Annotated in this window: 10 protein-coding genes; all 10 read right to left on the minus strand. The window is 55.4% G+C overall.

What is annotated here, in order from left to right:
* Window positions 1–297: 297 nt before the first annotated feature.
* Window positions 298–4,128, minus strand: coding sequence for a hydantoinase B/oxoprolinase family protein (locus C5Y83_RS27240; protein ID WP_233207388.1), 3,831 nt, complete (start codon window positions 4,126–4,128; stop codon window positions 298–300).
* 85 nt (window positions 4,129–4,213) lie between these two features.
* Window positions 4,214–5,599: a condensation domain-containing protein gene (locus C5Y83_RS27245; RefSeq protein WP_105332935.1), complete on the minus strand. Its 1,386-nt coding sequence runs from the start codon at window positions 5,597–5,599 to the stop codon at window positions 4,214–4,216.
* Window positions 5,600–5,626: 27 nt separating this feature from the next.
* Window positions 5,627–7,108 carry a class I adenylate-forming enzyme family protein gene (locus tag C5Y83_RS27250; RefSeq protein ID WP_105332936.1) on the minus strand — a complete coding sequence of 494 codons (1,482 nt, stop codon included), beginning with the start codon at window positions 7,106–7,108 and terminating at the stop codon, window positions 5,627–5,629.
* A complete protein-coding gene (locus C5Y83_RS27255) occupies window positions 7,093–8,445 on the minus strand; it encodes an aspartate aminotransferase family protein (protein ID WP_105332937.1) in 1,353 nt (450 codons plus the stop codon). Before C5Y83_RS27255 ends, C5Y83_RS27250 begins: the two co-directional genes overlap by 16 nt.
* A gap of 61 nt (window positions 8,446–8,506) precedes the next feature.
* On the minus strand, window positions 8,507–9,982 hold the full coding sequence (locus C5Y83_RS27260; RefSeq protein WP_158262542.1) for an SDR family oxidoreductase: 1,476 nt from the start codon (window positions 9,980–9,982) through the stop codon (window positions 8,507–8,509).
* Between the two features lie 34 nt (window positions 9,983–10,016).
* Window positions 10,017–10,781 (minus strand): SDR family oxidoreductase, encoded by a 765-nt coding sequence (locus C5Y83_RS27265; protein WP_105332939.1) that lies wholly within the window; start codon window positions 10,779–10,781, stop codon window positions 10,017–10,019.
* Window positions 10,778–11,941 carry an aromatic ring-hydroxylating oxygenase subunit alpha gene (locus tag C5Y83_RS27270; protein ID WP_105332940.1) on the minus strand — a complete coding sequence of 388 codons (1,164 nt, stop codon included), beginning with the start codon at window positions 11,939–11,941 and terminating at the stop codon, window positions 10,778–10,780. The genes C5Y83_RS27265 and C5Y83_RS27270 overlap by 4 nt, the downstream gene beginning before the upstream one ends.
* Window positions 11,932–12,615 (minus strand): 4'-phosphopantetheinyl transferase family protein, encoded by a 684-nt coding sequence (locus tag C5Y83_RS27275; protein ID WP_105332941.1) that lies wholly within the window; start codon window positions 12,613–12,615, stop codon window positions 11,932–11,934. Before C5Y83_RS27275 ends, C5Y83_RS27270 begins: the two co-directional genes overlap by 10 nt.
* Window positions 12,612–23,435, minus strand: a complete 10,824-nt coding sequence (locus C5Y83_RS30035) for a type I polyketide synthase (protein ID WP_105332942.1) — start codon at window positions 23,433–23,435, stop codon at window positions 12,612–12,614. Before C5Y83_RS30035 ends, C5Y83_RS27275 begins: the two co-directional genes overlap by 4 nt.
* Before the next feature lie 459 nt (window positions 23,436–23,894).
* On the minus strand, window positions 23,895–24,740 hold the full coding sequence (locus C5Y83_RS27285) for an MBL fold metallo-hydrolase (RefSeq protein WP_105332943.1): 846 nt from the start codon (window positions 24,738–24,740) through the stop codon (window positions 23,895–23,897).
* Window positions 24,741–24,834: the final 94 nt, after the last annotated feature.

Consider the following 24,834-nt stretch of genomic DNA (forward strand, 5'->3'; position numbering starts at 1 on the left):
CTCCTTATTTAGATAATCAGCACAACTTAGAGTGCACGTTTCATACCAATGCCTTTTTGGCATCCGTGGCAAGTTGATCGCCAGGAGTTGAACGGCCCACGGAAGATTTTGCGATCAACTTGGTCAGCAATTGACCAAGAATCGATAGGCTACATAGCGACTCATAATAGTGAAGAAAGTCGCAGTGTTAGAGGTAAGTAGAGGTCCTTTGTGAGGACAAAGATGTGATGTAAAGGGGCGTTGAAGCCCTTTGTGTTCAAAGGGATCTTGATGCTGCCAAGATGGCACACAATTGCATCACGAGCCCCAGCCACCGCCGCCTGGCGTGCGAATGGTCAAGCGATCGCCGGGACTTACCTGAAAGCTGATCGTATTGGGTAACGACTCAACTTCGCCAGTCAACCGGTGAAGTTCGTTCTCGCCCAGTTGGCCTGGCTGGCCGCCCTCCAGTCCGTACGGCGCAAAGGGGCCACGCCGTTGGGTCAACAGGGAAACATCAAGCGGCTTTAGGAACTCAATCTCGCGAACAATTCCATCGCCACCACGATGTCTACCGGTACCACCGGAATGGGGACGAATGGCAAAGCGATGAAGACGAACTGGAAAGCGAAGCTCAAAGACTTCTGCGTCGGTCAAACGAGTGTTCGTCATGTGTGTATGCACGGCAGAGGCACCCTCTCGGGTTTCCGTTGCGCCTGAGCCTCCGCAGATGGTCTCGTAATAACCGAAGCTGGCATCGCCGAAGGTCAGATTGTTCATGGTTCCTTGACTCGCGGCGGCTAGTTTCAAAGCGCCCAGCACGACGTCGACCACGCGTTGAGAGGTTTCCACGTTTCCCCCAGCGACGGCGGCACATTTTGCGGGCGAATCATGGCGAGGTGGATTCAATAGGCATTCGGGTAATAATATTGTGACCGGTTCGAGCACACCTTGATTCAGGGGAATCTCTTCGTTCAGGAGGCATCTCAGACAATACATGATCGCTGCGGTAACAATCGCACGGTTGGCATTGAGGTTACCCGGCAGCACCGGGCCGGTCCCGGTGAAATCGATCTTTGCCGTTTCACCTTGAATGTTAATCGAGACGGCGATCGGCGAACCATCGTCTAAATGATCAGTGAATTGGTAAACGCCTGACGGGATTTTGGCGAGTGCCGCGCGCGTTTTCCGCGCAGCCGCGTCCTGGATGTGACCTGAATACGCACGTACTACCGACAAGTTGTAATGGTGAATCATTTCTTGAAGGTTGACGACACCGTGGTGGTTGGCGGCGATCTGGGCTGCGATATCGGCCAGATTGTCTGGGATATTTCGTGAAGGGTAGGGCGCATCACGAAGGATTGCTTCCATCTGTTCCCAATTAGGCTCGCCGGCTGCTACGACACGGAAGTTATCGACCAGAACGCCCTCTTCGGCCAAATTGGTCGAGCCAGAAGGCATTGAGCCTGCAGCGATTCCCCCGATTTCGGCATGATGTGCACGACTGGCGGCGAAGAAGCTCGGCTTCGTGTCATCCGCTGTCGCGAACATCGGCGTGATGACGGTGACGTCTGGAAGATGCGAGCCTCCGCGGTAAGGATCGTTCGTAACAAACACATCGCCATCCTGCATAACGGGGTGACGGGAGATGGTTGCCTTAACGGTTTCTGACATCGCTCCCAAGTGTACTGGGATGTGGGGCGCATTCGCGATCAGATCCCCATCGGCGGTGAACAACGCGCAGCTGAAGTCGAGCCGCTCTTTCACATTAACACTGACGGACGTGTTTTGCAGGGCGACGCCCATCTGCTCGGCAATCGCGGCGAACTGATTGTTGATGATCTCCAGCAGAACGGGATCAGGTTGATCGGTCGTGATTACCCTGGAAGGTGTTTGGCTTTCCGTTGGCAACGGTGATTGGATGTGTTCCGCTAATAACTCCCCGCCGGATAACATCTCGGCTTGCCAATTGGGATCGATCACAGTGGTCGCTAACGACTCGGCTATTAATGCCGGCCCAACGAGCTTGGCACCGGGGCGAAGTTGATCTCGATCGAAAACCGGCGTTGTATACGATTTGCCTTGGAAGAAGATTTCGACCGATGTTGTTGGTAAGGGAACGTAGGTCTCAACGCGATGGCTGTTTTGACTGTCGTGCGAGGAATATCCGACTGCTTCGACTCTGGCTGCGACAATCTCAACGGTTTGGTGAGTTCGGTCATAGCCGTAACGCCGCCGATGTTCCGCGTGATAACGAGAAAGCACATCATCCAACGGTAGAGCGTCAATCGTGAGCGAGGACTCCAGCCCGCGGTATCGTAATTCAAGTTGCGGGTGAGATTCGATACGCTCGAAGTGCCCCTCGCGTTCGACTTCCTCTCGGGCTTGCAGACCAAGTGTTGTGAGGGTGTTACTGAGTTCTGATATCACTTCGTCGAGTGGCTGGTAAAAGGGCTGCGTCGTGAACCGTGTCGTGTTGGCAGAACCGATTCCGACAGCACTCAAGATCCCGGCACTTGGGTGAAATAGTAGCTGCGTTCCCCCGAGCAAGTCGGCGACTGCACAGGCATGTTGACCTGCGGCACCACCGAAAGGAACCAGCAGATACGTTCGCGGATCATAGCCTTTGGCAACGGAGATTGTTCGAATGGCTTCCGCAATGTTGGCATTCGCGATCTGGAGAAATCCCTCAGCTAAGTCACGCGGCGCACGTCGAATTCCGGTGGCGGCTTCAACCTGATCGGCGATCTCCTGCAGTCGGGTTTCAACTGCCGCGGCGTCCAAGGGAAAGGGAAGTCGAGCCGCTTTTAGTTTGCCCAGGGCAAAATTGATATCGGTGACTGTCAGCGGTCCACCACGGCCGTAGCAGGCCGGTCCGGGATCGGCGCCCGCGCTGCCAGGTCCAACCACGAGCTTGACACCATCGAAAGCACAGATTGAGCCACCGCCCGCAGCGACCGTTTCAATCGCCATCATAGGAGCCACGATTCGCACGCCGGCCTTTTCGGTTTCAAACTGGCGTTCGTATGTTCCATCGAACCGCGAGACGTCGGTGCTAGTGCCGCCCATGTCGAAACCGATCGCTTTCTGCATTCCAACTGCTTGGGCGGCGGATGCAAAGCCGACGACGCCTCCCGCTGGTCCGGAAAGAATACTATCTTTGCCGGAGAATGATTCTGCCGCCACCAAGCCCCCGGCCGAGGTGAGCAGTCGTAGCTGACTGCCTTCTCCCAGTGCCCATTGAATTCGTTGGACGTAAGCTTGCAGAATGGGATTCAGGTAAGCGTCGACAACCGATGTATCTCCGCGTGATACGATCTTGATCAGGGGAGCAACTGCGTGAGAAACACTGATGTTGGTGAAGCCTATTTCAGCGGCAATTGCGGCAGCACGCTGCTCGTGAACTGGCTGACGGTAGCTGTGGAGGAAACATATCGCAAGTGAGCGAATGCCCGTCTCATACAAAGCAAGAAGTTTGTGATGAAGGTCTACTTCGTCGAGAGGTTGTAAGACCCCTCCGGCAGCATCCAGGCGTTCGTGAACTTCGATGACGTTTGAGACCAAGGAAGTTGGTTTTCGGATGCTCAGATCAAAAAGTTTGGGGCGACTTTGCGAACCAATTTGAAGGACATCGGCAAACCCCTTGGTAATCACCAAGCCGACATCAGCCCCGGAGCGAGTGAGTATGGCATTGGTGCCTCGTGTTGTTCCCAAGCGAACGTCGACTGCTGGTAGTGGTTCATTTCGCGAGATCCCGAGAAGATAACGCATGGCCAAGAGAGGCGCTTCCTCGCCACCGTCGAGAAGATAAACGCTTCCTGGTGACGGATTGTTGGGAAGTGGCGTTGCAAATGTCAACTGGCAACTGGCTGGATCGAACGCGACGACTGTGGTTTCCGCAACGATGTGTCCCTCGGCGTCAAGAATCTGAAGTTGATAGCCTCGCCACACGTGGAACGCATCGTTCTTGCGTGTCCGATCGATGATGCATGAAGGACTACTTCCCTCACCGACTTGCCCTTGAACCTTCCCGGAACTGAGGACCTTATGTCGTTGTACCGGTTGCCCAGGTTGTTGGAGCAAGCAGTCCGTGAATGTTCCACCAACATCAATCCAGAACTCAGGTCGCATCAATTCGCCACGCGTCACAGTCAAAAGTGTTTTACCAAGTACGTAACCATGATAGGGCAGGATGGGCTAACTTCGAAAGGTCAGCCTGAAATGAGAGCGTCGATTAGAGACCGGCGCTGCGTGTCACTTCTTCTACGTAGCGTGTGAGGAGAGATACGGATTCCTCTCGGCTGTAGTGGTAGGGATCGTGCTTCAGGCTAAGAAAGATCTGATCCGAAGTGGTCGAAACACTGAACGCAGCGCCAGTGTGTGGTCGACAAGGGGGCGTGCCAACTAGGCCATCGTAAATCAGATTGCCTGCTATCAGGCCACCATTGCCCGGTGGTAGTTTCGCTTGGAAACGACGCCACGAATTACCGAAGTTTGTGAGGACAGCGGTTGAGAAACAGGACGATCCGTTCAAAAGCCAGGGTAAGAGACCTAGTTTGTCGACGAGTTCCAGCCCACCGATGAAGTGTCGTGAGAGGTTGTCTTTGCGAATTGCCGCTAGTTCCGGTGTGAGTGAATCAAGCAAGGCGTTCCGATCTTCGATCAGAGTCCCTTTCCTGGCGAGGAAGGCGAATCCTAAGTCATTTGTTGACGGCATCGCCGCATCACCCCGCCCCCGTAAGCTCTGCGGCATTAGGATCCGTAGTCGGCGTGATCCGACCGTGGTTCCTTGCTCGTTCATCCAACTGTGCAGGGCCACGAAGAGATCTCGCAACAATACATCGTTTAAGGTCACCTTCTGCGCGGCGGTCCAGGTTCGCAATGCCTTCGTCGCATCGGGATTAACGGCCATCGTAATGAGACCGTTTTGTAGTCGACTTGCATTCTTGGTCAGCGAGAGTTTGCCTGCTGTCATCGGCAAGGGGCGTTCCAGGAAGAAGTTTGCTGCTCCGCGAATCCCGCATTGCATGTCGTACAAGCCACGCCATAGTCCAGGATTATCGAGAGCGTGCGTGCATCGTTTGTTTAATCGCTGTGACTCCCACTTTCGCGGCTTAACATGAGTGGCTCCAGGCGTGGCATTGTGATAAGCGGTCAGCAAATCCTCTGCAAAGACAAATGCGCCTAGGCCATCGCAGGTTGCGTGATGGAAGTGCAGCAGAATGGTGGATCGCTCTTCGCCGCTGCGGACATAGATCCGGAGGCCAGGATCGGCTCGAAGATCGATCAGTTCGTCGTATTGTGCCGAATAGGATACGCCGTAATCTTCCCAGTCGACCGGTGGTATCCGATCCGTCAATTGCCAGGTGAGTCCCCGCTTTTTGTCTTCACCAAGTACGCTGCGAAACAGCGGGGCCCGAGCTACGGCAAAGGCCAAGGCTTCGTCGAAAGTGTCACGTCGAATGGCTCCTTGAAACTGCAGCTCGACGTCGCACATCATCGGATAATGTGGTCGCCCGTCATGGATCATGAACTTTTCGACTGCGTTAACCGGCAGTGGGAAAAGCTCTTCCAACTGCGCGTCGTATTCCGTGATCGGTTGCGTGGCGAGTTGGGACATGACGTTTCCTAGAAACGAACGACTTCGTTATGGAAGCTGCTTTACCTGGATTTTTCCAGCGGGATTTCGAGGGAGCTCTTCAACCAAGGTGACGGTGTGGGGCCGTTTGTAGTACACGAGGTTGGCGTCACAGTAATCTCGAATGTCGCGCTCGGTAATACCGGGCTCGACGGCCACCGCGGCTTTAACAATCTCTCCCTTGGAAGCGAGTTGACCGCCGTATACTTTCACTTCCCGCACACCCGGCATCACGGCGATTGCTTCTTCTACTTCGCAAGGCACGACTTTTAGACCTAGGACGTTGATCATCTCGCCGGTACGACCCCGTAAGTGGATTGTTCCGTCCTCCATGACCTTCGAAAGGTCGCCGGTCTCGAAGAAACCTTGCTTGTCCCACGGTTGTAATACCTCACCGGAATCAGCCAGATAACCGGTCATCATCGACGAGCTTTTCACGTGTAGCTTGCCGACGCCAGGTTCCAGGCCAAGATCTTCCGCGTCTGCGGGAGGTCGAACGCAAACTTCGACGCCATCCATGGGTGGGCCAACACGGCCGTCAACGTCTTCGCCATCGGCAATTGTTGCGACCGCAATGCCGCCTGTTTCGGTTGTTCCATATAGAGGACAGACGGTGACACCCGTCTTCTTGCGAAATTGTTCAGCAGCACGCCTGGGCATCATCGAACCGGCAGTGAGGAGCCAACGCAAGCGGCCAAAGTCAACTGTGCCCCCGAAAAGCAAAATATCGATATGGGCGGGAACCATCGGCAAGATCGTGACGGGGTGATCCCTGAGGACCTGAGCTAGTTTCTTGATGCTGAATTTCGCTGTCGTAACGATGCTGGCTCCGGTCAAAAGTGGAACCATCGTCGTCACGCCGTATCCGTAAGCGTGACTCATCGGCGGAATCGCCATCAGGCAGTCATCTTCACAGATGGCCATAGTCGCCGTGTAATGACGCGCTTCTTCCATCGCGGGAAAGCCAGGACGCAAAGCAATTTTGGGCAGCCCGGTTGAACCTGACGTGGGGTGAAGTGGAACACCACGTAGTTCGGGCCCTGGAATATGCGTAGGTTCTGGAAAGCGACCGACGACGAGGCTCCAGTCGTCTCCGACCAAAAGCAATCCATGTTGCTCAAGCACAGAATCGACCTGCTCGTCGCCCCCGTTAGAGACAAGCCACTTTACGCCGAACCGCTGAGCGTAGCGTGCAAGCTCTGCCGATGGCGTCATCACGTGAACCAGCAGCGGCGAAGCATCACAGGCCAACAGTGCCGCGAGCGCGATTGGAAACAGTGGGCCGTTACCAATCGTCACCAAGACACGATCACCGGCAGTGATCCCCTTTTTTCGAAGCGAGCGGATGAGTCCTTCTCGCATCGAATGGAACATGTCGGCGGTTACATTACGACCGAGATCGAGATCAAAGATCTCGCCCCGATAGTTCTCCGCGGCGGTTAGGATGGGTGCTGGACTCCAGATTGAATCGGAGATTATCGCACGAGACATTGGCGGGCCCCTTCTTCCCACCGCTCGAGAACCTCGTCGATGTCTTGCGACGAGTGGGCCGTCGACAGGAACATCGGTTCAAACTCGTTGGGATGGAAATAGACCCCATGCTGCTGCATCCAATGTTGGAACTGGATGTAGCGTTCGAAGTCAGCATGACGGCGGACATCGCGGTAGTTGTACAGGCCGTCGACTTCTTCCTTCGTGATCATTGCTGCCAACAGCGGGCCGAGGTGATTGACCTGGGCCGGAATATTCAAGCGCGAGTAAATATCCTTGATGCCGTTTGCCAGTTGGTCGGCCACGGAGTGAAGGTGACCGTAAATGCCTTCCCTATCGGCCAGAACAGTATCGAGGACCGCTTCCGCAGCGGACATCACAATGGCATTGCCAGAGAAGACACCGCCGTGGAACAGCGGACCTTTCACGATGCACTGCATCATTTCGGCGGACGCACCGAAAGCACTGACCGGGTAGCCACCACCCATGGCCTTGGACATGACAGTGATGTCTGGTGAGACGAGGTAGTGCTCTTGCGCACCACCTGCGGAAACTCGCATGCCCGTAATCACTTCGTCGAAGATCAATAACGCACCAGCGTCGTGCGCCATTTCGCGTACGGTGGCCAAGTAACCATCGCGTGGCATCAACAAACCTGCATTGCCAGAGATCGGTTCCATCATTACAGCACAAACGTCGGGACCGTGCTCGGCGAGTGCCCGTTCGAGGGCGTCCAAATCGTTCCACTGCACCGTGATTACGTCTTTGATGCTATCTCCCATTCCAGAAGTACCTGGAATGGCTTGTCCGTATCCACACTCCGGCAGTTCTTCGAGTGGAGCATGATACTTGGTGAAGACCGCTTCGCTCCAACCGTGGTAATGGCCTTCGAACATGATCAGCTTGTTGCGTCCCGTGTAGGTCTTCGCCAGACGCACAGCGGAAGCACACGCTTCGGTGCCGGAGTTCGCAAATCGAAGCAGTTCGATACTGGGAAAAAGCTTCTTGATTTTTTCCGCGACACGCATCGTGACCTCGGTTGGAAAGCCTAGTTGGCTTCCCTGTTCCGAGATCTGTCGAGTGACCGCTTCGATAACGGCCTTTGGCCGATGCCCCAGCAAGAGTGGTCCGTACGACATATTAAGGTCGATGTACTCGTTGCCGTCGACATCCCACAAGCGGCAGCCTTCGGCGCGATCGGCGACCAGAGGGATATGATAGGGAAGCACACGCATGGTGCTACTGTCACCACCCGCGAGGCTCTTCTTGGCCCGCTCGAGCACTTGCGCGCTGACCGAGCTCTTCGTGGCTTCAGATCTTGAAACGGTACCCGACATGATGTAACCCCTGTTCTACGCTGACGATTCGGTATGTATTTGTGGTGGATGAAATTGGTGGCTATCGCGTCTTAATCGAGGCCGCGATGTCGTGGAAACAGTGGGCGATTTCTTCCGGGCTCATAGCTGAACCAGCGGTGAACAATCGGCCCGATTGCAGGGCGTCTTCCCAGGAGAGCTGCCCCTGGGTGAGACGATGGAATGTATCGGAATTCAAAAAGCAGGTTGGGCTATCGCCGTTCATGAGTCCGGCGCCCACACCTACGAGTTGGCCCTGATCAACAATCATGTGCCATTGGCCGCCGCCGTTGCCACTGACCCGCAAACTGACATAACGCCGTTGTGGATCGGTAGCAGTAAGCTGGTTGGCATGGGAAATCCAAGGAGCGAGATCCTTGGCGATGGGGAACTTCTGCGGCACAGGTGCTTCCCGTGGCCAACCGAAATTCTTGTCGATGGCGTACTTCACCAGCATGTCCATCATCGTTTGGTCAACGGGAGGACAGGGAAGATGAGGTAATGCGTTTTCGGTGCGTGTGCTATCGAAACTTGGGTCATCGCTCCAGTACGATTGATAAACCTTCATTTGATCGCGGAAGGAGTCCATCATCTGCTTAGCGTCATCGGTGACACTAGCGTCGCCCACTTCCTCGTGCTTTGCTAAATCGAGAACGGCACCACCAATCGAAGCCAACATGTCGGCGACCGTAGCTGGATTGGGATTGGTGAAGTGATAGGTCTGGCCGTGCAGTTCCTGTCGGCTGATCACTTCTGTCATCGCGGCTGAAACCCAGTCCACAGGAACCAGATTCTTGCGTTCTTCGCCTGACAATGCCAATGTTCCGAGCCAATCCCCTTGAGCAATCACTTCCCAGGGAATTGTCGTAACAAGTGTATGGACAAGTCGGAGCGGCGTGTAAAAGCCATGGTATGAGGTCGTAAACCCCGTTTGCGAGTCGCCAACGATGATCGAAGGACGATGTACCGTGAGTTGATCAAAGCAATCGGCAGCGCGGACTTCTTTCTCGGCGGTGATTTTGCTCGATTCGTAATCGTTGCTTGGTAGCTGACCTACGTCGAGTTCGTCTTCGCGAATCGTTTCGCGACGTTGACCACACACGTACGCAGTAGAAACATGATGAAACTTGCGAATGCCGGTCGAACGGCACAAGTCGAGCATGTTTCGTGTCCCGTGGATATTGCTGCGCCACGGTTCGCCGTCTTCTTCGTCTGCGTAGAACGTTAGCGACGCGGCTGAATGGACGGCAGTGTCACAAAACTCGCTGACCCAACGTTGGTCTTCGGCGGATAGCCCACACATCGGCTGGGTGATGTCCCCTTCAAGCACGATTGGCCGTACCAGAGCGTGACCAAGTTCGCGCTCCCAATGGGTCATTGCCGTTTCAATCCGTCCGACCGCTGACTCAATGCGAGACTTACGCACGATGACTGCCAGCGGGATTTCCGCCAAGGTCAAGTCACGTAGCAGGTACCGTCCCAGGAGGCCGGTTCCGCCGGTTAACAAATGGTATTTCATACGATTTATGGTCAAACTGCCTGAATAGATTCGATTAAACGTGAACGGCGGCTCCGCCATCGACGACGAGCGTTTCCCCTTGGATCAAGTCGGCAAGGGGAGATGCGAGGAAGACAACTGCGTTGGCAATGTCTTCGATGCTGAGCATCCGTTCGCCCATCATGGTCTTGTCTTTCCGGTGCGCGAACATTTGATCCGCACCCGGTAAACGCTTCGTTGAATCCGTCTCGACAAGACCTGATTTCACGATGTTGACGTTAATTCCCTTGTCGCCGACTTCCAGTGTTAGGTGACGTGCTAGGCTTTCTAAGGCGGCTTTGGAACTTCCGATCAGCCCGTACCATGGCAACGCCATGTCGCTTCCGTGACTGCTGATTCCGATCACCTTGGCTCGGCCTTGGCTTTTCTCAAGCAGCGGCATCGCGCCTTGAACGAGATACAGCATTGCCAACACATTCGTGTGGTAGGTGTTCTCAAAATGTTTTTCGTTAGCAGCAAGCAGTGGGCGGAATCCACCAGTCGCCGCGTTGCTGACAATGATATCGAGCTGCTGAATGTGTTCGCCGATGTATTCCATCATCGATTCGACATCGTCCTTCTGGCTTACGTCGGCTTTCACGACGAACGAACGACGCCCCATTGCGCGGATTTCCTTGGCCGTTTCCATGGCAGCCGTTCGCGAGGTAACGTAGTTGACGATAACGTCGGCCCCGGCTTCGGCCAGACGCAACGCACAGGCACGTCCCATGCCGCGGGAGCTGCCGGTCACCAGGGCAATTTTCCCCGTCAGGTCGATCATGATGTTTTTCCTTGGTAACGAATGGGAATGGTATCTCGTTTGGTATGGGCATGATCAGGGTTCATAGCCCGATCAATATAATTCTGAAAATGGTAAACGCGCTCTTCACGCGTTGAGATCAAACCGCCCAACGGCTGATCGACTGATCGCATTCCAGCTTGCATTTGAGCCAATACCTGGGCATCTTCTTCGCCAACCTGACAGAGAAAGTCATTGGCCCAACGGCTAACTAAGAAGCGGTTCCATAATCGACGCACTTGACCCTGACGGCCGACGTGGCACATCAGGCGGACGATCGAAAGGGATTGATGCGCCGACAACGGTACGATGCATTCGACCCAACGGTAGAGCGAAAGGTGGGCGATCATCACGTTCGGATAGTGAGCGACATGGCGATAGATTGGATTCCGATCGCGGCCAACCAACAAGTGCCCGAACTTGTCGAGCGTCGTGCGAAATGACTTTTCCTCGTGAAAGTCGACCGTGAGTGAACTTCCCCAGTCGTCGAGTGTATGCTCGCACTGTTCCTCCGTAGGTGACTCGCCGAACGTCTTTGGATGAACTTCGGTTGTGTGATAAGACTCAAGGGCGTTTTCGATCAGGCACTTCCAGTTCGCGTCGATTGTTCGCGTCAGCGTGATCGCGGTATGCATTTCGGGAGTGAACCAAGACGCGTAGGTCTGATACATTTCACCCAGGAATTCTGTCAACGAGGGCCCTTCGTCCGCGAGATTGATAAAGATCAATTCGCCGCAGCATTCGGCGCGATACTTCTTCAAACCCAACATGCCTTGCTTCAACGGGCGAAACGATTTGGCATCTGGGATCTTGCGAACATTTCCAGTCTCATCGAACTGCCAACCATGGTATTGGCAATTCAAACGATCCGTCGTGCCGCAGATTTTGTCGGTCAGCTTGCAATAACGATGCGAACAAACATTTAGGAAGCAATGAATGTCTTCCCCCGAATTCCACAAAATGAGCGGGCGACCGTAGAGCTCGAAGGTAACAAAGCTACCGTCCTGGGGCAGTTCGCTTTTCAGGGCGACCGCATGCCAAGTCGGAAGTAGGAGCTTGTTAACTTCACGTTTTAGGAATTCTTCGCTCGTATACGAATCTCGCGGAAGTATCTGGGGATGGTGTTCTGTACTTAAGAACATAAGGCAACCTCCGTGTTGTCTTGAGTCTGCCAAACGACGGCGGCCGTACCGTTGTGGTTAGAGCGAATCCATGTCGAAAATCGAGGCAGTCGCTTACCACGTAGGGCAGCTCGGACCAAGTTGTGATCGAACGAGTCCACGGTTACTGCTGCCGGGTTCCATTTGTGGGTATCACCGCACGCTTTGAAAATCGCTTCCTTCAATCCCCAAATGATAGGAGTGCGCTGTTTCGGCTGAACATCAATCCAGTCACGTTCTGATGCGGAAAACCAAGCGGTATGGAAGGTCTTGTTCTGAGGTACGTCGACCGCCAAGTCGACCCCAATTCGACGGCCTGACCTAGACCAGCCGACAAGAATCGATTGCCCAGCGTGTGAAATAGAAAGGGATGCGTGCCGCCGTTTTCCATCTATCGCAATACGTGGCCGTGTACCAAGACCGTTCGCATCACGCGATAGAATCTCGATTCGCGACAACTGCGATATTGTCACGCTGCGGCTGATCATCCGTTTGGCCAGCCAACGCCCGGATAACCACTGCGTACGACGAATTGAGTTCTTCCAGAAATCGAGTTCGCTTCGTTCGGCGACGGTCAGCCAATTTAGTGTGCCAGGCAGCGGCAGGCGACTGGCATCCGCAACGTAACGAACGAAGCGAGGTGCAGCAAAGGTCATGCGACACCTCCACGCATCAAAATGACCTTTTCGTAACCGGTCGCTTTGAGGATGACGGTACCGTCTTGTCCAACCACGATCATGTCGTACAGGGCAGACTTTTCGGCAATTTCACGACAAGTAAAGTGGACATAGCAATTCTCTCCATCAGCAGGGACACGACCGAGCTCTAGGTGGGCGATTCTGCGAGGTAGCGATACTGCTTGCTGGCCATGCAGATAGAGATGACATCCACAGGCATAAAGTGCCGAGTCAAGCACGCAGGACGGAATGATCCATCCTTCTCGCTTCGCTTCTCCAGTAAGATCGACAAGGGGTTGGGCGAGGATGTGTCCCCAACCGGAAGTCGCGTCGCAGCTGATGTTCTCGAGGCAGCGAAAAGGCTGACCATGATAGATCGCACTATCTTCCGGATACTGCACCGCGTGCCACTCGGTCGGGAACGCCGGAAGTGAGAATGTAATGTTCGCCGGACCGTCCGCTACTTCCGCTTCGGCCTCCAGGTAAAGGCGATCCTTTTGGATCAGGCCACCCGTGCGATTTCGGAAGTCGCATGTCCAACGAACGTGCGCAACGTCTTCGCCTTGCATGCTCGCTCGAGCCTGGGCGGTTTGTAGGTTGTCCGTATGAAAGACGAGTCCATCGACCATGTCGACATTTCGAAATCCGATCACCTGTTTGCCGCTCGCCAGGGCAGCCGCTTCGCGTAGTGCTTCAAGCGTAGCGACAACTGGCATTATGGGTTTGCCACGCAGACGATGCTGTACCAGGAACGGATCCGTGGTCGGATTTAGCGGCACATCGCCGACAAGTTCGTCCCCTTCACGACGCGTGGTCTCGATCAGCGGCACATCACCTGCCGCTTCGCCACTGCGAGGTTGAAATTCACCCAGTGGATACTGTTCGGCTGGATAGAACATTGGATAGAAATCACCAAACGTATAAAGCGTTTCCGCCTGAGTGCCGCCAGCGAGTTCTTCTTCTAAACGACGTACACCTTCCTCTGGAAGCATGTATTTCATTTTCATCACACTTCGAGGACCCCACGCAAAGCGAGACAGAGTGGCGATGCCGGCCCCTTCCCACGATTCCCAGTGGATCGTCAATGTGGTGCAATCGGGACGAGCGGCACGATGCCAGTCGAGGACTTTCGACATCGAGTCATTACCGGCAGCATAATCGCTGAGCCCGTTGCCACCGAAGCGGCCACTGATCGAACCGAATCCTATGCAATGGGTGAGCGGATCGTTCTTGGTCAACGCAAGAAGATGCATCAGTCCATCGAATTTTGTGCGGACGAGTTTCTCGACAAAATTGACCCGTTTATGCTCGAAGCGACCTGGTTCGATGAGGCCAGCACCGTGCACCAATCCGGTAACGCCGCCATCGGTTGCCCGAACTTTGTCGAGCGCGGCGGCCAATTCTTCGCGACTGGTTACATCACACTGATGATAGGTGGCGGTCACTCCGGCTTCGGCAAACTTCTGCAAGTTCGTAAAGATCTCACAATCTTTCAGCACCCGATCCCATGCCGCTCCCGGCGATTGTCCATTGGCCACGGCCTGACGCGTGATCTGCGTCTTGTAGGTCTTGAGTTGCTCTTCATCGAAGTTTCGCCAAGGGGCGTTCTCGAGAGGTGGAGGGCTCTTGCCGAACAAATGCAACTTCCAACCGTAGCGGCGAGCAAGTTCGCGGGCGGCGATCGCCGTGATTCCGCGTGCCCCACCAGTGACAACCCATACGCCTCCGATGGGAATATTTGCGAGGGGACCAACGGGAAGATCCGTCGGGATGGGACGAACGACACGGCGAACGTCACCGGTCCAGCTGACCTCCACTTCCGGCCGATCGGAAGCAATTTCACGAAGCATGGCGGAGATGATATTGCTGGTCAGCTCGCCTGCCGGGGTATCGATCACCTTGCATCGAGCCAATGGTTGCTCGCGGCGAGAGTCCTCGATGTGAATCGATTTGACAAACCCAGCCACACCACCCCCGTCGGGAACCGCAACTGGAGTTTGAAATCCGAAGTCACCTCCAAGTGAGGTAGCCGCAACGAGTGTTCCTGCATCCGTGTCGGGCGACTTGGCCAGCCGTTTGTACCAAGCTTGTGTAACGAAGAACGGCGTAATGATACCTTCTTGTCGACGTTGTTCGATCGTTTCAGGCGAGAGGCAATCGTTGGCGATCTCATCTCGACTGGTGGTCAGGAACAATGTTTTCGCTGGTCGCTCGGTATGCAGCCCCTCAAGATAAGCGAGTGTGGTATCGAGATCGTTACCCGGAGGGAAGCGATAGACCTCTGCTCCGCCCGCTTGCAATGTTGTTTCTAGCTCAATTGCCAGGCTGTTGTCGCCGAGGATCCAAACAGGGGCATCGAAAGTCGTTGCTTTCGGGCTATTAGGCGATAGCGGTGCATCAATCAACTTCAATTCGCATCGCTGCGTGCGAAGTTCAACCGTAGCTTCTGCTGGGCCTAGGCACACCTCGGGATTAGCTGACTGGCGAGACGGGGACGCGTCGCTGCGGCTTTCGGCCAACTTGCCCAAACCGTCGGCGAAACGTTGCCAATGCCGCCGTTCCGTAATCAGGACTTCGGTACGTGGTGTGTCGGCTTCGATCTCACGGATCAAATGTTCAAGTCCTTCGGCTAAGGGCATCAGCGTCAGGTCACTTTTCTCTTGAAGCACGCTTTGCGTTTCAGGACGGGCCGCCATGCCGACTTCATCCCAACCATGCCAATGGAAACCGACGCTGCGCACCCAAGGACGTTGGCGACGATAGGCACCCATCAACTTGCAAAGCAAATCACTGGCCAGACAGTAATCGGCTTGGCCGAAACTTCCCAGACGACCAGCGATGGAACCAAAGCCAATAAAGTGACGAATCGGATCGGACTTGGTAAGCGCGGCAAGGTGAACCATGCCGCCATCTTTCGCGCCGATTGTCGCATGCACAACATCGAACCGTTTCTTCTCGAAACGACACGATTTGTCGATGCCTGCACCATGCAAAATCCCGGCAATGGGCCCGTCGGTACGTCGAATCTCGGCCAGAATGCTTGCGAGTGATTCGCGGCTTGAGACGTCACAAGCATGGTATGTTGCCGAAACGCCAGCTTCCGCGAAGGCTCTCATCGATTTGTCGATTTCGATAGCCTTTTGCACCTTTTCCCAAGCTTGCGGCGCGGGTTGACCTGCTTGGCGAGCAGCGATCATCGTGTCCGCTTTCAGCTTCTTAAGACCGGCCTCATCGAGTGTTCGCCACGCGGGATCGATTTGGGGAAGTTGACTGGTCCCGAGTAGGTGCAGGCGAACCCCGTAACGCTTGCCGAGTTCCAGTGCACAAACTGCGGTGATACCGCGGGCACCACCCGTAACGAGCCAAACTCCGTGTGGAAGATGCGACTCGCTCGACTTTGGTTGGGCGGACTTATCCACCGCGTATGGAACGCAACGTGTCCCGCCTGACCAGGAGACTTCGTAATCGAGGTTTCCGGAAGCGAGTTCGCGGAAGATGTTATCGGCGACGAGCTGTGGATCGTCTTGCTGTGCCGTATCGAACGCTTTGACTCGTGGGCCTTTTCCCCCTCGCATGACCGTATATTCAATGAAGACCGCCTTCATTAATCCGGTCAATGCTCCTCCGTGGGCTGCGGTCGCACCTTGGGAAAAACCAAAGTCGCCGCCCATGGCGGTCGTCGCAACCACTGTTGCCTTGTCGAGCCAACCTTGTTTGTCCGCAATCGCGAGCCATTTCTGGCAGACGAACAGCGGCGTTTCCATCGCGGCCGATTTTTGCTTGTTCCACAGCGATTCGTTCGGGAAACGTATCGTTTGGCCCGGATCGCGACCCGTGGTAATGAACAAGTGCGGAGCGGAACCAACGGTGCAAATCTCTTCAACTTGTGAAACCGCAGTTTCCAGATCTTGGACGTTCTCGATTTGATAAACCGTGACTCCGTCTGCCTGCAACTTGGCAATCAATGCGGAGGCCGTTTCCCCTGTTCCTAATACGATCGCCGATCCGTGCCAGGTTGGTTGGGTTGGGGCATCGGCAGAAATTGGAGCATTGATCATCTCCAACTCGAACCGAGCGGTCACCTTGGACGAAGCTAAAGCAGAGTCATTAGCGCGTTTGGGAGAAACTTTTGCCGAGCCAGACCTACGCAATAAAGCGGCGACACTGTACGTCTCGACTTGCTGCTTGACGATGTGTGTTTTGACAACAATCTCGCCAGTTTGCCAAGTTAACTCTACTGAGAGTGTGTCTTCAGCAGATTCGATGGGGAGTTCGTTTTCGGATGCCGTCGAGGACGAGTCGTCAGACATCCCAGCCATCTGAAGTTGTCGTGAACCGACACGAACCATGGGACTATCGCTGGTGATGGTGATGCCATCACGCGATAGCTCGAGCGTAGCAATGCGATCGGCCTGTCGATCGGAAACCGTGATTGTTGCCGAATGCGAAGTGGAAGACCCAGCGGCGACGTCGCATGCCGCTTCTAAGTCCGCACTTCGCTCGAGCAGATCACTGAGTGGGAATTCAGGCTGGCCTGATTCGGGGTCACGATCGATCGTGGCAGCAAGCCCGTATGAGTTTACGCCACCAATCGGCAGGACGGTACCAACGGGAACCACCACGAGGTGAGGGAATCCCGAATGTGGAACTCGTACGAAGGTTACCAGTTGCAGGGCATCGCGGAGTGGTCCGAACGCGGTCGGTGACACGCGAATGCCGTGCGATAGGCTGCCGATCTCGGAGGCCGTGGCTGCGACTTGTTCCACTTCGCCGAGTACGTCAGCGATGGCAAAGTGATGCGCCAGCAGGTTGCTCAGCGGTGCTTCGACGGCGTCAGCAATCCCTTGCAATTCGTCGAGTTGATCTGCCGAAAGAAGACCGTAGGCCTGGCCGCAGCGGACCGAGCCGGGCAACTCATCGATCGACAAGCCAACGCATTCAGCATAGGTCTGCAGAATGCGGCGAATCTCGCCGCGATACTGCATTCCATGACCATAGCCAATCTCGTAAGGCGTTCCGCATAATTCCATGGGGACGGACACGCCCGAATCCGTATCTAACTCTTCGTCCGCGACGATCGAATCCATGGAATTCGAAGTCACGGCCGGCGCATTTTGATTAGGTTCCCTGGCCGGCGCCGGAGCGGCCGGGGAAAAAGACGCTGCCTCGTTTTCGTTCGAGGTCGCGGCGACAGGTTGTCCGTTTGCTGACAGGAAGTTCAGCACATGGCGAAGAGTTGGGAAGTCATCGAGCGACAACTCGGTTGCCGAAGTACTGATCTCGAAGTATTCCTGCAATTCGCCGAAGAGCTGGGCCTTCTTAATACTGTCGATGCCGAGGTCGGCTTCCAGGTCCGCATCCAAGTCGACCACTTCCGGTGGATATCCGGTTTGTTCGACCACGAAGTTGACCAGGAACGATTCCAATTCGGCGGGGCTGGTACCGACGGCCGAGTTGGCTTCACCAGAATTAGACACGACCGATGTATCAGTGGGAGACGCCACTGGGATAGGTGCCGTAGCCGGCGGTTGAATCGGAGGAACCACAGGGGCTGCCACGACGGGAGCCGGCGGCGCGGCAATCGGTGGCGGTTCGACGGCAGTCGGTGTTGTGGCCGTTGCCTGACCGTTTGCCGAAAGGAAGTCGACCACGTGACGAAGCGTGGGAAAGTCATCGAGGGACAACTCGGTTGCCGAAGTGCTGATCTCGAAGTATTCCTGCAGTTCGCCAAAGAGCTGGGCCTTCTTGATACTGTCGATACCTAGGTCGGCTTCGAGATCGGCATCCAAATCGACCACTTCGGGTGGATAGCCGGTTTGCTCAACGACGAAGTTCACTAGGAACGATTCCAGTTCAGCTGGGCTAGTGCCGGAATTCGTCGGCGTAGTGGCTGGCTGCGGAGTGTCAACCGTCGGAGCCGAGGGGGTGGATGCGGTGGGCTGCGGAGCAACCGGCGCCACAGCCGTAGCAACCAGAGCAGGCGATTCGACGGCCGGCGATGCGGAAGTTGAAGTAGCTTGACCGTTTGTCGAGAGGAAATCGACCACGTGACGAAGAGTGGGGAAGTCATCGAGGGACAACTCGGTTGCCGAGGTGCTAATCTCGAAGTATTCCTGCAATTCGCCGAAGAGTTGGGCCTTCTTGATACTATCGATGCCGAGGTCCGCTTCCAGATCCGCATCTAGATCGACCACTTCCGGTGGATAGCCGGTTTGTTCGACTACGAAGTTGACTAGGAACTTCTCTAAATCTCCGATATCGGTTTTTGCAACTGCGGGGGCAGAAGCAGATTGCGGTGTTGCCAACGTGCCGTTAGCCGATCCGTTCTGATAATGTGCTGCCGAGCCGTTCGCGATGGCGGACGGCATTGCCGGAGATGGTGCAACCGGAGCCGGTGGCGTGGGAGCCACTGGCGGCGAGATCGGCGGAGGTGAGAATGTGGCCGCAGCCGGTTGCGGCACACTAGGCGGCTGTACAGGTGGCGCGGCCGGCTGAGGCGGAGAAGGGGGGGCAACCGGAGTCGCCTGCTTCGCGGCAGGGCGATCGGATGCACCACGCATCTTCGCTCGGCGACGTTCGGTCGCGTCGAAATGCGGAATATCGTCCATCGGGTTCATCTCTTGAGAAGAAGTCACAGCGGAAGACGCAGCGCCCTGGGGCGTCGCGGGATTCGGAATTGAGGAAGTCGACGCGTTGGCGGCCGACACATTGGGTGATTCTCCGACACCCAAGCATTCCAACAATGCTTGAACGCCGAGCAAGGTTTCTAAGCCGCTTCGTTTCGGATTGTCTATTGCAATCGTGTTGGCGTCGGCGGACAGAATCTTGCGGTTGAGCTTGGTCAAAGTTTGCTGAGGACCGACTTCGATAAAAACTGTCGGCATTTCCTGTGACAGCGCTTCGATGAGCGGTGCGTACTTCACCGGAGTTGTCAGCTGCACACCCAGATTGCGTTTAATGCGAGCTACGTCCGTAACTTGCTGATTGTCGACCGTGCTGATGAACGCGGTTTGCGGCGGATTGAGCGTACCTGCTTCCAATGCTTGTTGTAGAAGGCGGCTGGAGCCGGCCATAAGCGGCGTGTGGAACGCTGCTGGCACAGAGAGGATTCGCGCAGGATACGATTTCGCTTTGAGGGCAGTTGCCAATTGTTCGAGGGCGATCAGCTTCCCACCGACCACGGTCTGATCGGGAGCGTTAAAGTTCGCCAGGTAGGCCTGGCAACCACAATCCATGATCAACGCTTTGATCTCTGCCGGAGGTGCGGTCGTGGCGAGCAAACCCGCGTCGTTCTTCGAGGTCGCAAGAATGCCATCGCAGCGAGCCTTGGTCATGCGGATGACATCATCGAGACTCCACACTCCGGCGGCGTACAACGCTGGGAACTCGCCGTAACTGTGTCCTAGGACTAGGTCTGGCTGAATGCCACATTCCTTGACTGCTGCAAGGCAGATCAAGTCAGCCAGCAGCATCGCAATTTGCGTTTGGAAAACATCTTTGCCAAGTTGGCTGGGCTCGGTCCAGGCGAGTTGATTGAACGCTGGAAATCCTTGACGCTGCATGGCAGCATCTGCTTCGGCCATCATCTTGCCAGCCGCTGGGGATTGCTTGACCAAGTCGCGAAGCATGCCGTCGTACTGCGAACCTTGTCCTGGAAACAGGAAAGCGATTCGAGGAGCCGTGATCAGACGATCGCGCTGGAAGATTCCCTGTTGCTCGAGTACGTGACGGGCTGCCACGTTGCCCAGTTGCGTGGAGGCGAGAGAAAGCTTCTTGGCCAAACTATCAGCACTATCCGCGACAATCGCTAAGCGTGAGTTGTCTTTCGCTTGGAAAGAGGTGTCGGGCAATTGCCAAAGGGCTGTGGCATCGGCTGCCACAATTGTTTGCTTTAGAGACTCCAGGTTGTCTGCTCCGATACGAACGACTTTCGGCCTCGATGCGGTTGCGGTTGTCGTATCGACCGGCTGAGCTGCCGGAGTCTTCGGCGGCATCGGCGAGCCGTCGTCGAGCAACAGGTAGAACGCTTGTCCCTTCGACCAACTGGCCACACCGCCGACTCCGCGGCGCCCAATCTTAGTCGTGCCACGGAGTGATGTTTCCAAGTTCGGTCCATCACCCAATTGAAGACCAAGGCCTTGACCCACTTCATGGTTCTGCGATTCGAGCACCGCTTTCAGTAATGCAACGATCGGACCACCGCCACCCAGTTGTCCAAACTGCGATGTCGCCGAAGCAATGTTCAACGGCTGCTGACGGTCCGCGGGAACGTGCGAGTAGCTGAGCGTTGAGAGAGCTAAAGAAGCGTTCGTAGGATCTTCGTCCGTTTCCACATCGATGAACTCGACTTCAGACGGATCGATACCGGCCATTTGCGAAGATCGTTCGATCGCGATTCGCATTGCTTCGGCAGAGTTGTCGTGCGTCGCAACACCAAAGCCACGGATCACGGCGCGGATCTTATCACCATCGCGCCGTGCATCCGCCAAACGTTTGAGGACGACTACGCCAGCCCCTTCGCCAGGCACCACCCCATCGTAGCCAGTTTCCCAGATGTTTTTCGCTTGGCCGTCACTACTTAGCAAGCCAGCGTCCTGCAGACCTTGGTACATGGTCGGCCCCATCCGACGTTGGCCCGCGGCGCAGATCATCAGATCGTTATCGCCGGACAGAAGCGAATCGATACAGAGAGCGATGCCGGACATGCCGCTCGTCAAGCCGCTGTCGATCGCAACCGCGCCACCCTTGAGGTCGAGTGTTTTGCTGATACGCGAAGCAAGCGTGCTGCTGGTGAAACTACCGGTTTCGTCAACGAGTGCCGGCCATTTTTTGAGAAGCAGTTTCGCAAAGTTCTCGCTGATCGATTCGATTTGCTCGGCTGCCACGCCCCGCTGCGCAAGGCGTTTGGCGAGCATGGCTTGCATTTCTGGTAGACGCAGGCCCATTTCCAGATTATCGGAAAAATCACCACCGAATTCCGTGCAGACAACGACTCCGGCGAGTTCTTGCGGGATTGAATCGCGGTCGTACCCGGCGTCGGCTAGCGCCTTCTCGGCTGCATCCAGGAACATGAATTGCAGCGGATCGGCTTCGAGAACTTGCTTGGGAGGAACGCGGTGTTTGCGCCAGTCGTACTGGTAATCGGTGATAAAACCACCACGTGGGACGAGCCCCTTGGCAGCTGCCTTAGCGAGGTTTTGCGGTGACCAACGACCTTCCGGTGGAGGACTCTTAGGATCGGTGCCTGATTGAATGAGCTGCCAGAATTGGTCAAGTTGATCGGCGCCGGGCAAAATGCATCCCATGCCGATCACGGCGATCGCGCGATCTTCAGGCGTTTCTTCCTTGGGCTGTGTTACGCCGGTGATCTGTTGCGTCGTTTGACCAACGTACTCGTCAATGACCACGTGCATGTTCAATCCACCGATGCCAAAGGCATTCACGGCGGCACAACGAGGGCCTCCGTCGGCTGGCGTTTCCCACTTCGCTGGCTGCATGGGAACGAAGAAAGGAGACTCGGCCCACGGTACTTTCGGATTGAGTTCCTGAATGTTGATCGCCGCTGGAAATAGCTGATTCTGCATACAGAGTACGGCCTTGATCATGCCGGAAATGCCAGCGGCTTCCAGCGTGTGGCCGATGTTGGCCTTAGCACTCGTAATTGGAATCTTCTTGCCAGGCGTGAATTGGGGTTCGAGCACTTCTCGCAAGGTCTCAAGTTCGGTGGCATCACCAACTTGGGTGGCCGTGGCGTGGCATTCCAGGTATTGGAGACGCGAGGCATCGGCACCACTTCGATAGGCGCGACGCATCGCCCGCATCTGGCCCTCTTTGCGTGGCGCCCACAAGCTCTTGCCACGTCCATCGGTGGCAACACCCAGGCCACGAACGACGGCCTGGATGGGATCGCCATCAGCGATCGCCCGATCGAGGGTTTTCATGACCAGAGCCACGTAACCTTCGCCCATCACCAGGCCATCAGCCTTGGAGTCGAACGGACGGCTGTCATCTTTGGTGAGGGTTTGCGCGTTGGAAAAAAGAACCAGCGAGTCTGCTTTGCAGTCAGAAGCGCCCCCGACGATTACGGCATCAGCCCGGCCACGCTGCAGCGCGCGAGCACCCATCAGCATCGCATGAAGGGAAGATGCACAGGCCGAATTCAACGCCAGCCACGATCCGTCGAGACCAAACGCCTTGGCAACGGTACCAGCGACCATGTTGCAGTTGAGATGCCGTGTTGCTTGTGGACCGCTGGGAAGATTCTGCAGTAGATCGGCGATGATTTCTTGTTCGATCGCATGCCGTTCCGCAGGAGGGAGTTGATCGTAACCGGGCGTCTGTTCCAGTAGGGCGATTGCTTCATCGAGATAGGTCTGAAACGTAATCTCGCCCAGTCGCGAACTGCCTTGCGCGTGACCAATAAAAACCGAAACGTTGCGGTTTTTCAGGGCGAATGGGTCGTAGCCTGCGTGACGAAACGCGTCGGCGACCACTTCGGTCATCAAGAGATGCGTGTTATCGACCGAATCAACGAGCGCCTTTGGAATCGGGCAGCGATCCCAATGGAATTGCCGATTCGCTAACAACGCTGCTTTGGTAGAGTAAGTCTTACCGCGCGTACCTTTCTCGGGATGATAATAGATGTCGCGGTTCAGGCGATCAGCGGGCACTTCGCCGACCGCTGACTTTCCCTGAGAAATGAGCTGCCAATATTGGTCAAGGTTCTCGGCGCCTGGCAGTCGGCACGCCATACCTACAATCGCGACCGGGATATCGGTTCGATCGGTCTTCATCGACATTGTCGTATCCTGATGCCTGGCCGGCGTGCTTCCTTCGACGCGGCCAAACCACTGGTGATTTACGTCAACTCCATCTTGTGTAGGCCCGAGAACTAGCGGTCGAGCATGTCCTCAGGTATCCATGGTTGGTTAATGCGAATACCCGCCTGCGCAAACTATGCAGACTGTACGGATAGAATGGTCTTTGTGGGTTATGTGGGTGGGGATAATTATTACAGCGGATCTATGATTACATAAGATAGGGAAAATGCAATGAATTGATGGGGCAAGAATTAAAAATTGTGCCCCTCCAGGGTGGTGCGTGTCAGTCTTGTGACCTCGCCAGGTTCAGAAGCTGTTACGTTAGGGTTAAGAAGATCCCTCAAACAGATTGTGATCGGCGGAGAATTTCGCAAGCTCGATATCGACGCAGTCAGCTGAAGATCAGAACGCGGACCGCACTGACAGAAAAAAGTGCGTCTAACGAGTGTTGTTTACCACCATGAACTCTCGCTTAGGATGTCGCTCAACCTTGCTGACGGGACAATCCTTGTCATGGTTCCACACGACCCAATAGCTGTGGTCCGCCGCGTACCCGAACAGTTCGGCTTTAACTTGTCGTGTCCGAGCGAGGTCGAGATCGTAAGACGTACACCACATTCGCCGAATGTGGGCCGACGTGGCCGCGATATCGCCGGGGAAGAGAAGCCCTTGATTCGCGGAGCGAATCAATACCGCTTGATGCCCACGTGTATGGCCACCCGTCTGTAGAACTTGAACGCCAGGCACAATCTCTTGCAGATGATCTACCAAACTCAGCTTTCCAGAGGCTTCCAAGGGTAGGAAGTCGTCTTCGACGTACCCGCCAGACACGGTGATATCACCAGAAACCGCGTCGGCCCATTCCTGTCGATTAACATAGTAGGTAGCGTTCGGGAATGTCGGTCCGATTCCGCTAGGAAACTTGCTGGTTGCTCCTCCACTATGGTCCCAGTGCAAATGGCTAAGGATCACCGTATCGATATCTTCCAGCTGCGTTCCTACACGTATTAGCTCTTCCCGTAAGGCCCAGCCCGGCATGAGGCCATGCGACTTTCGATCGAGTGGAGAGAGTTTGTCACCATGTCCGGTATCCACCAAGATGGTGTGCGTGCCATTTCGGGCAAGGACACACTGCATTGCCAAATGTACCCGGTTCTGTTCATCAACTGGTTGAGTCTTCTCCCAGATGCTCTTCGGGACGACGCCATAAAGTACGCCGCCATCGTGTAGAAATTCTCCTCCGGAGAGGATGTCGATCCGCCATTGTCCGATTTGCAGGTTCATGGGCAACAAAGGTATTCAGGGCTTCCTGGGAGAATTGGCTTTCTAATTCATCCTATTTCAAGCAGGATGCATGTGTTATGCTCTTTCCTCGAAA

The sequence above is a fragment of the Blastopirellula marina genome, from assembly GCF_002967765.1.
In the GTDB taxonomy this organism is placed as follows: Bacteria; Planctomycetota; Planctomycetia; order Pirellulales; family Pirellulaceae; genus Bremerella; species Bremerella marina_A.

What these genes read in the sequence shown, in the direction of transcription:
- C5Y83_RS27260 (WP_158262542.1), bottom strand. Translation starts at nt 9,982, where the DNA reads ATGAAATACCATTTGTTAACCGGCGGAACCGGCCTCCTGGGACGGTAC.
- C5Y83_RS27285 (WP_105332943.1), bottom strand. Translation starts at nt 24,740, where the DNA reads ATGAACCTGCAAATCGGACAATGGCGGATCGACATCCTCTCCGGAGGA.
- C5Y83_RS30035 (WP_105332942.1), bottom strand. Translation starts at nt 23,435, where the DNA reads ATGTCGATGAAGACCGATCGAACCGATATCCCGGTCGCGATTGTAGGT.
- C5Y83_RS27250 (WP_105332936.1), bottom strand. Translation starts at nt 7,108, where the DNA reads ATGTCTCGTGCGATAATCTCCGATTCAATCTGGAGTCCAGCACCCATC.
- C5Y83_RS27255 (WP_105332937.1), bottom strand. Translation starts at nt 8,445, where the DNA reads ATGTCGGGTACCGTTTCAAGATCTGAAGCCACGAAGAGCTCGGTCAGC.
- C5Y83_RS27270 (WP_105332940.1), bottom strand. Translation starts at nt 11,941, where the DNA reads ATGTTCTTAAGTACAGAACACCATCCCCAGATACTTCCGCGAGATTCG.
- C5Y83_RS27275 (WP_105332941.1), bottom strand. Translation starts at nt 12,615, where the DNA reads ATGACCTTTGCTGCACCTCGCTTCGTTCGTTACGTTGCGGATGCCAGT.
- C5Y83_RS27265 (WP_105332939.1), bottom strand. Translation starts at nt 10,781, where the DNA reads ATGATCGACCTGACGGGGAAAATTGCCCTGGTGACCGGCAGCTCCCGC.
- C5Y83_RS27245 (WP_105332935.1), bottom strand. Translation starts at nt 5,599, where the DNA reads ATGTCCCAACTCGCCACGCAACCGATCACGGAATACGACGCGCAGTTG.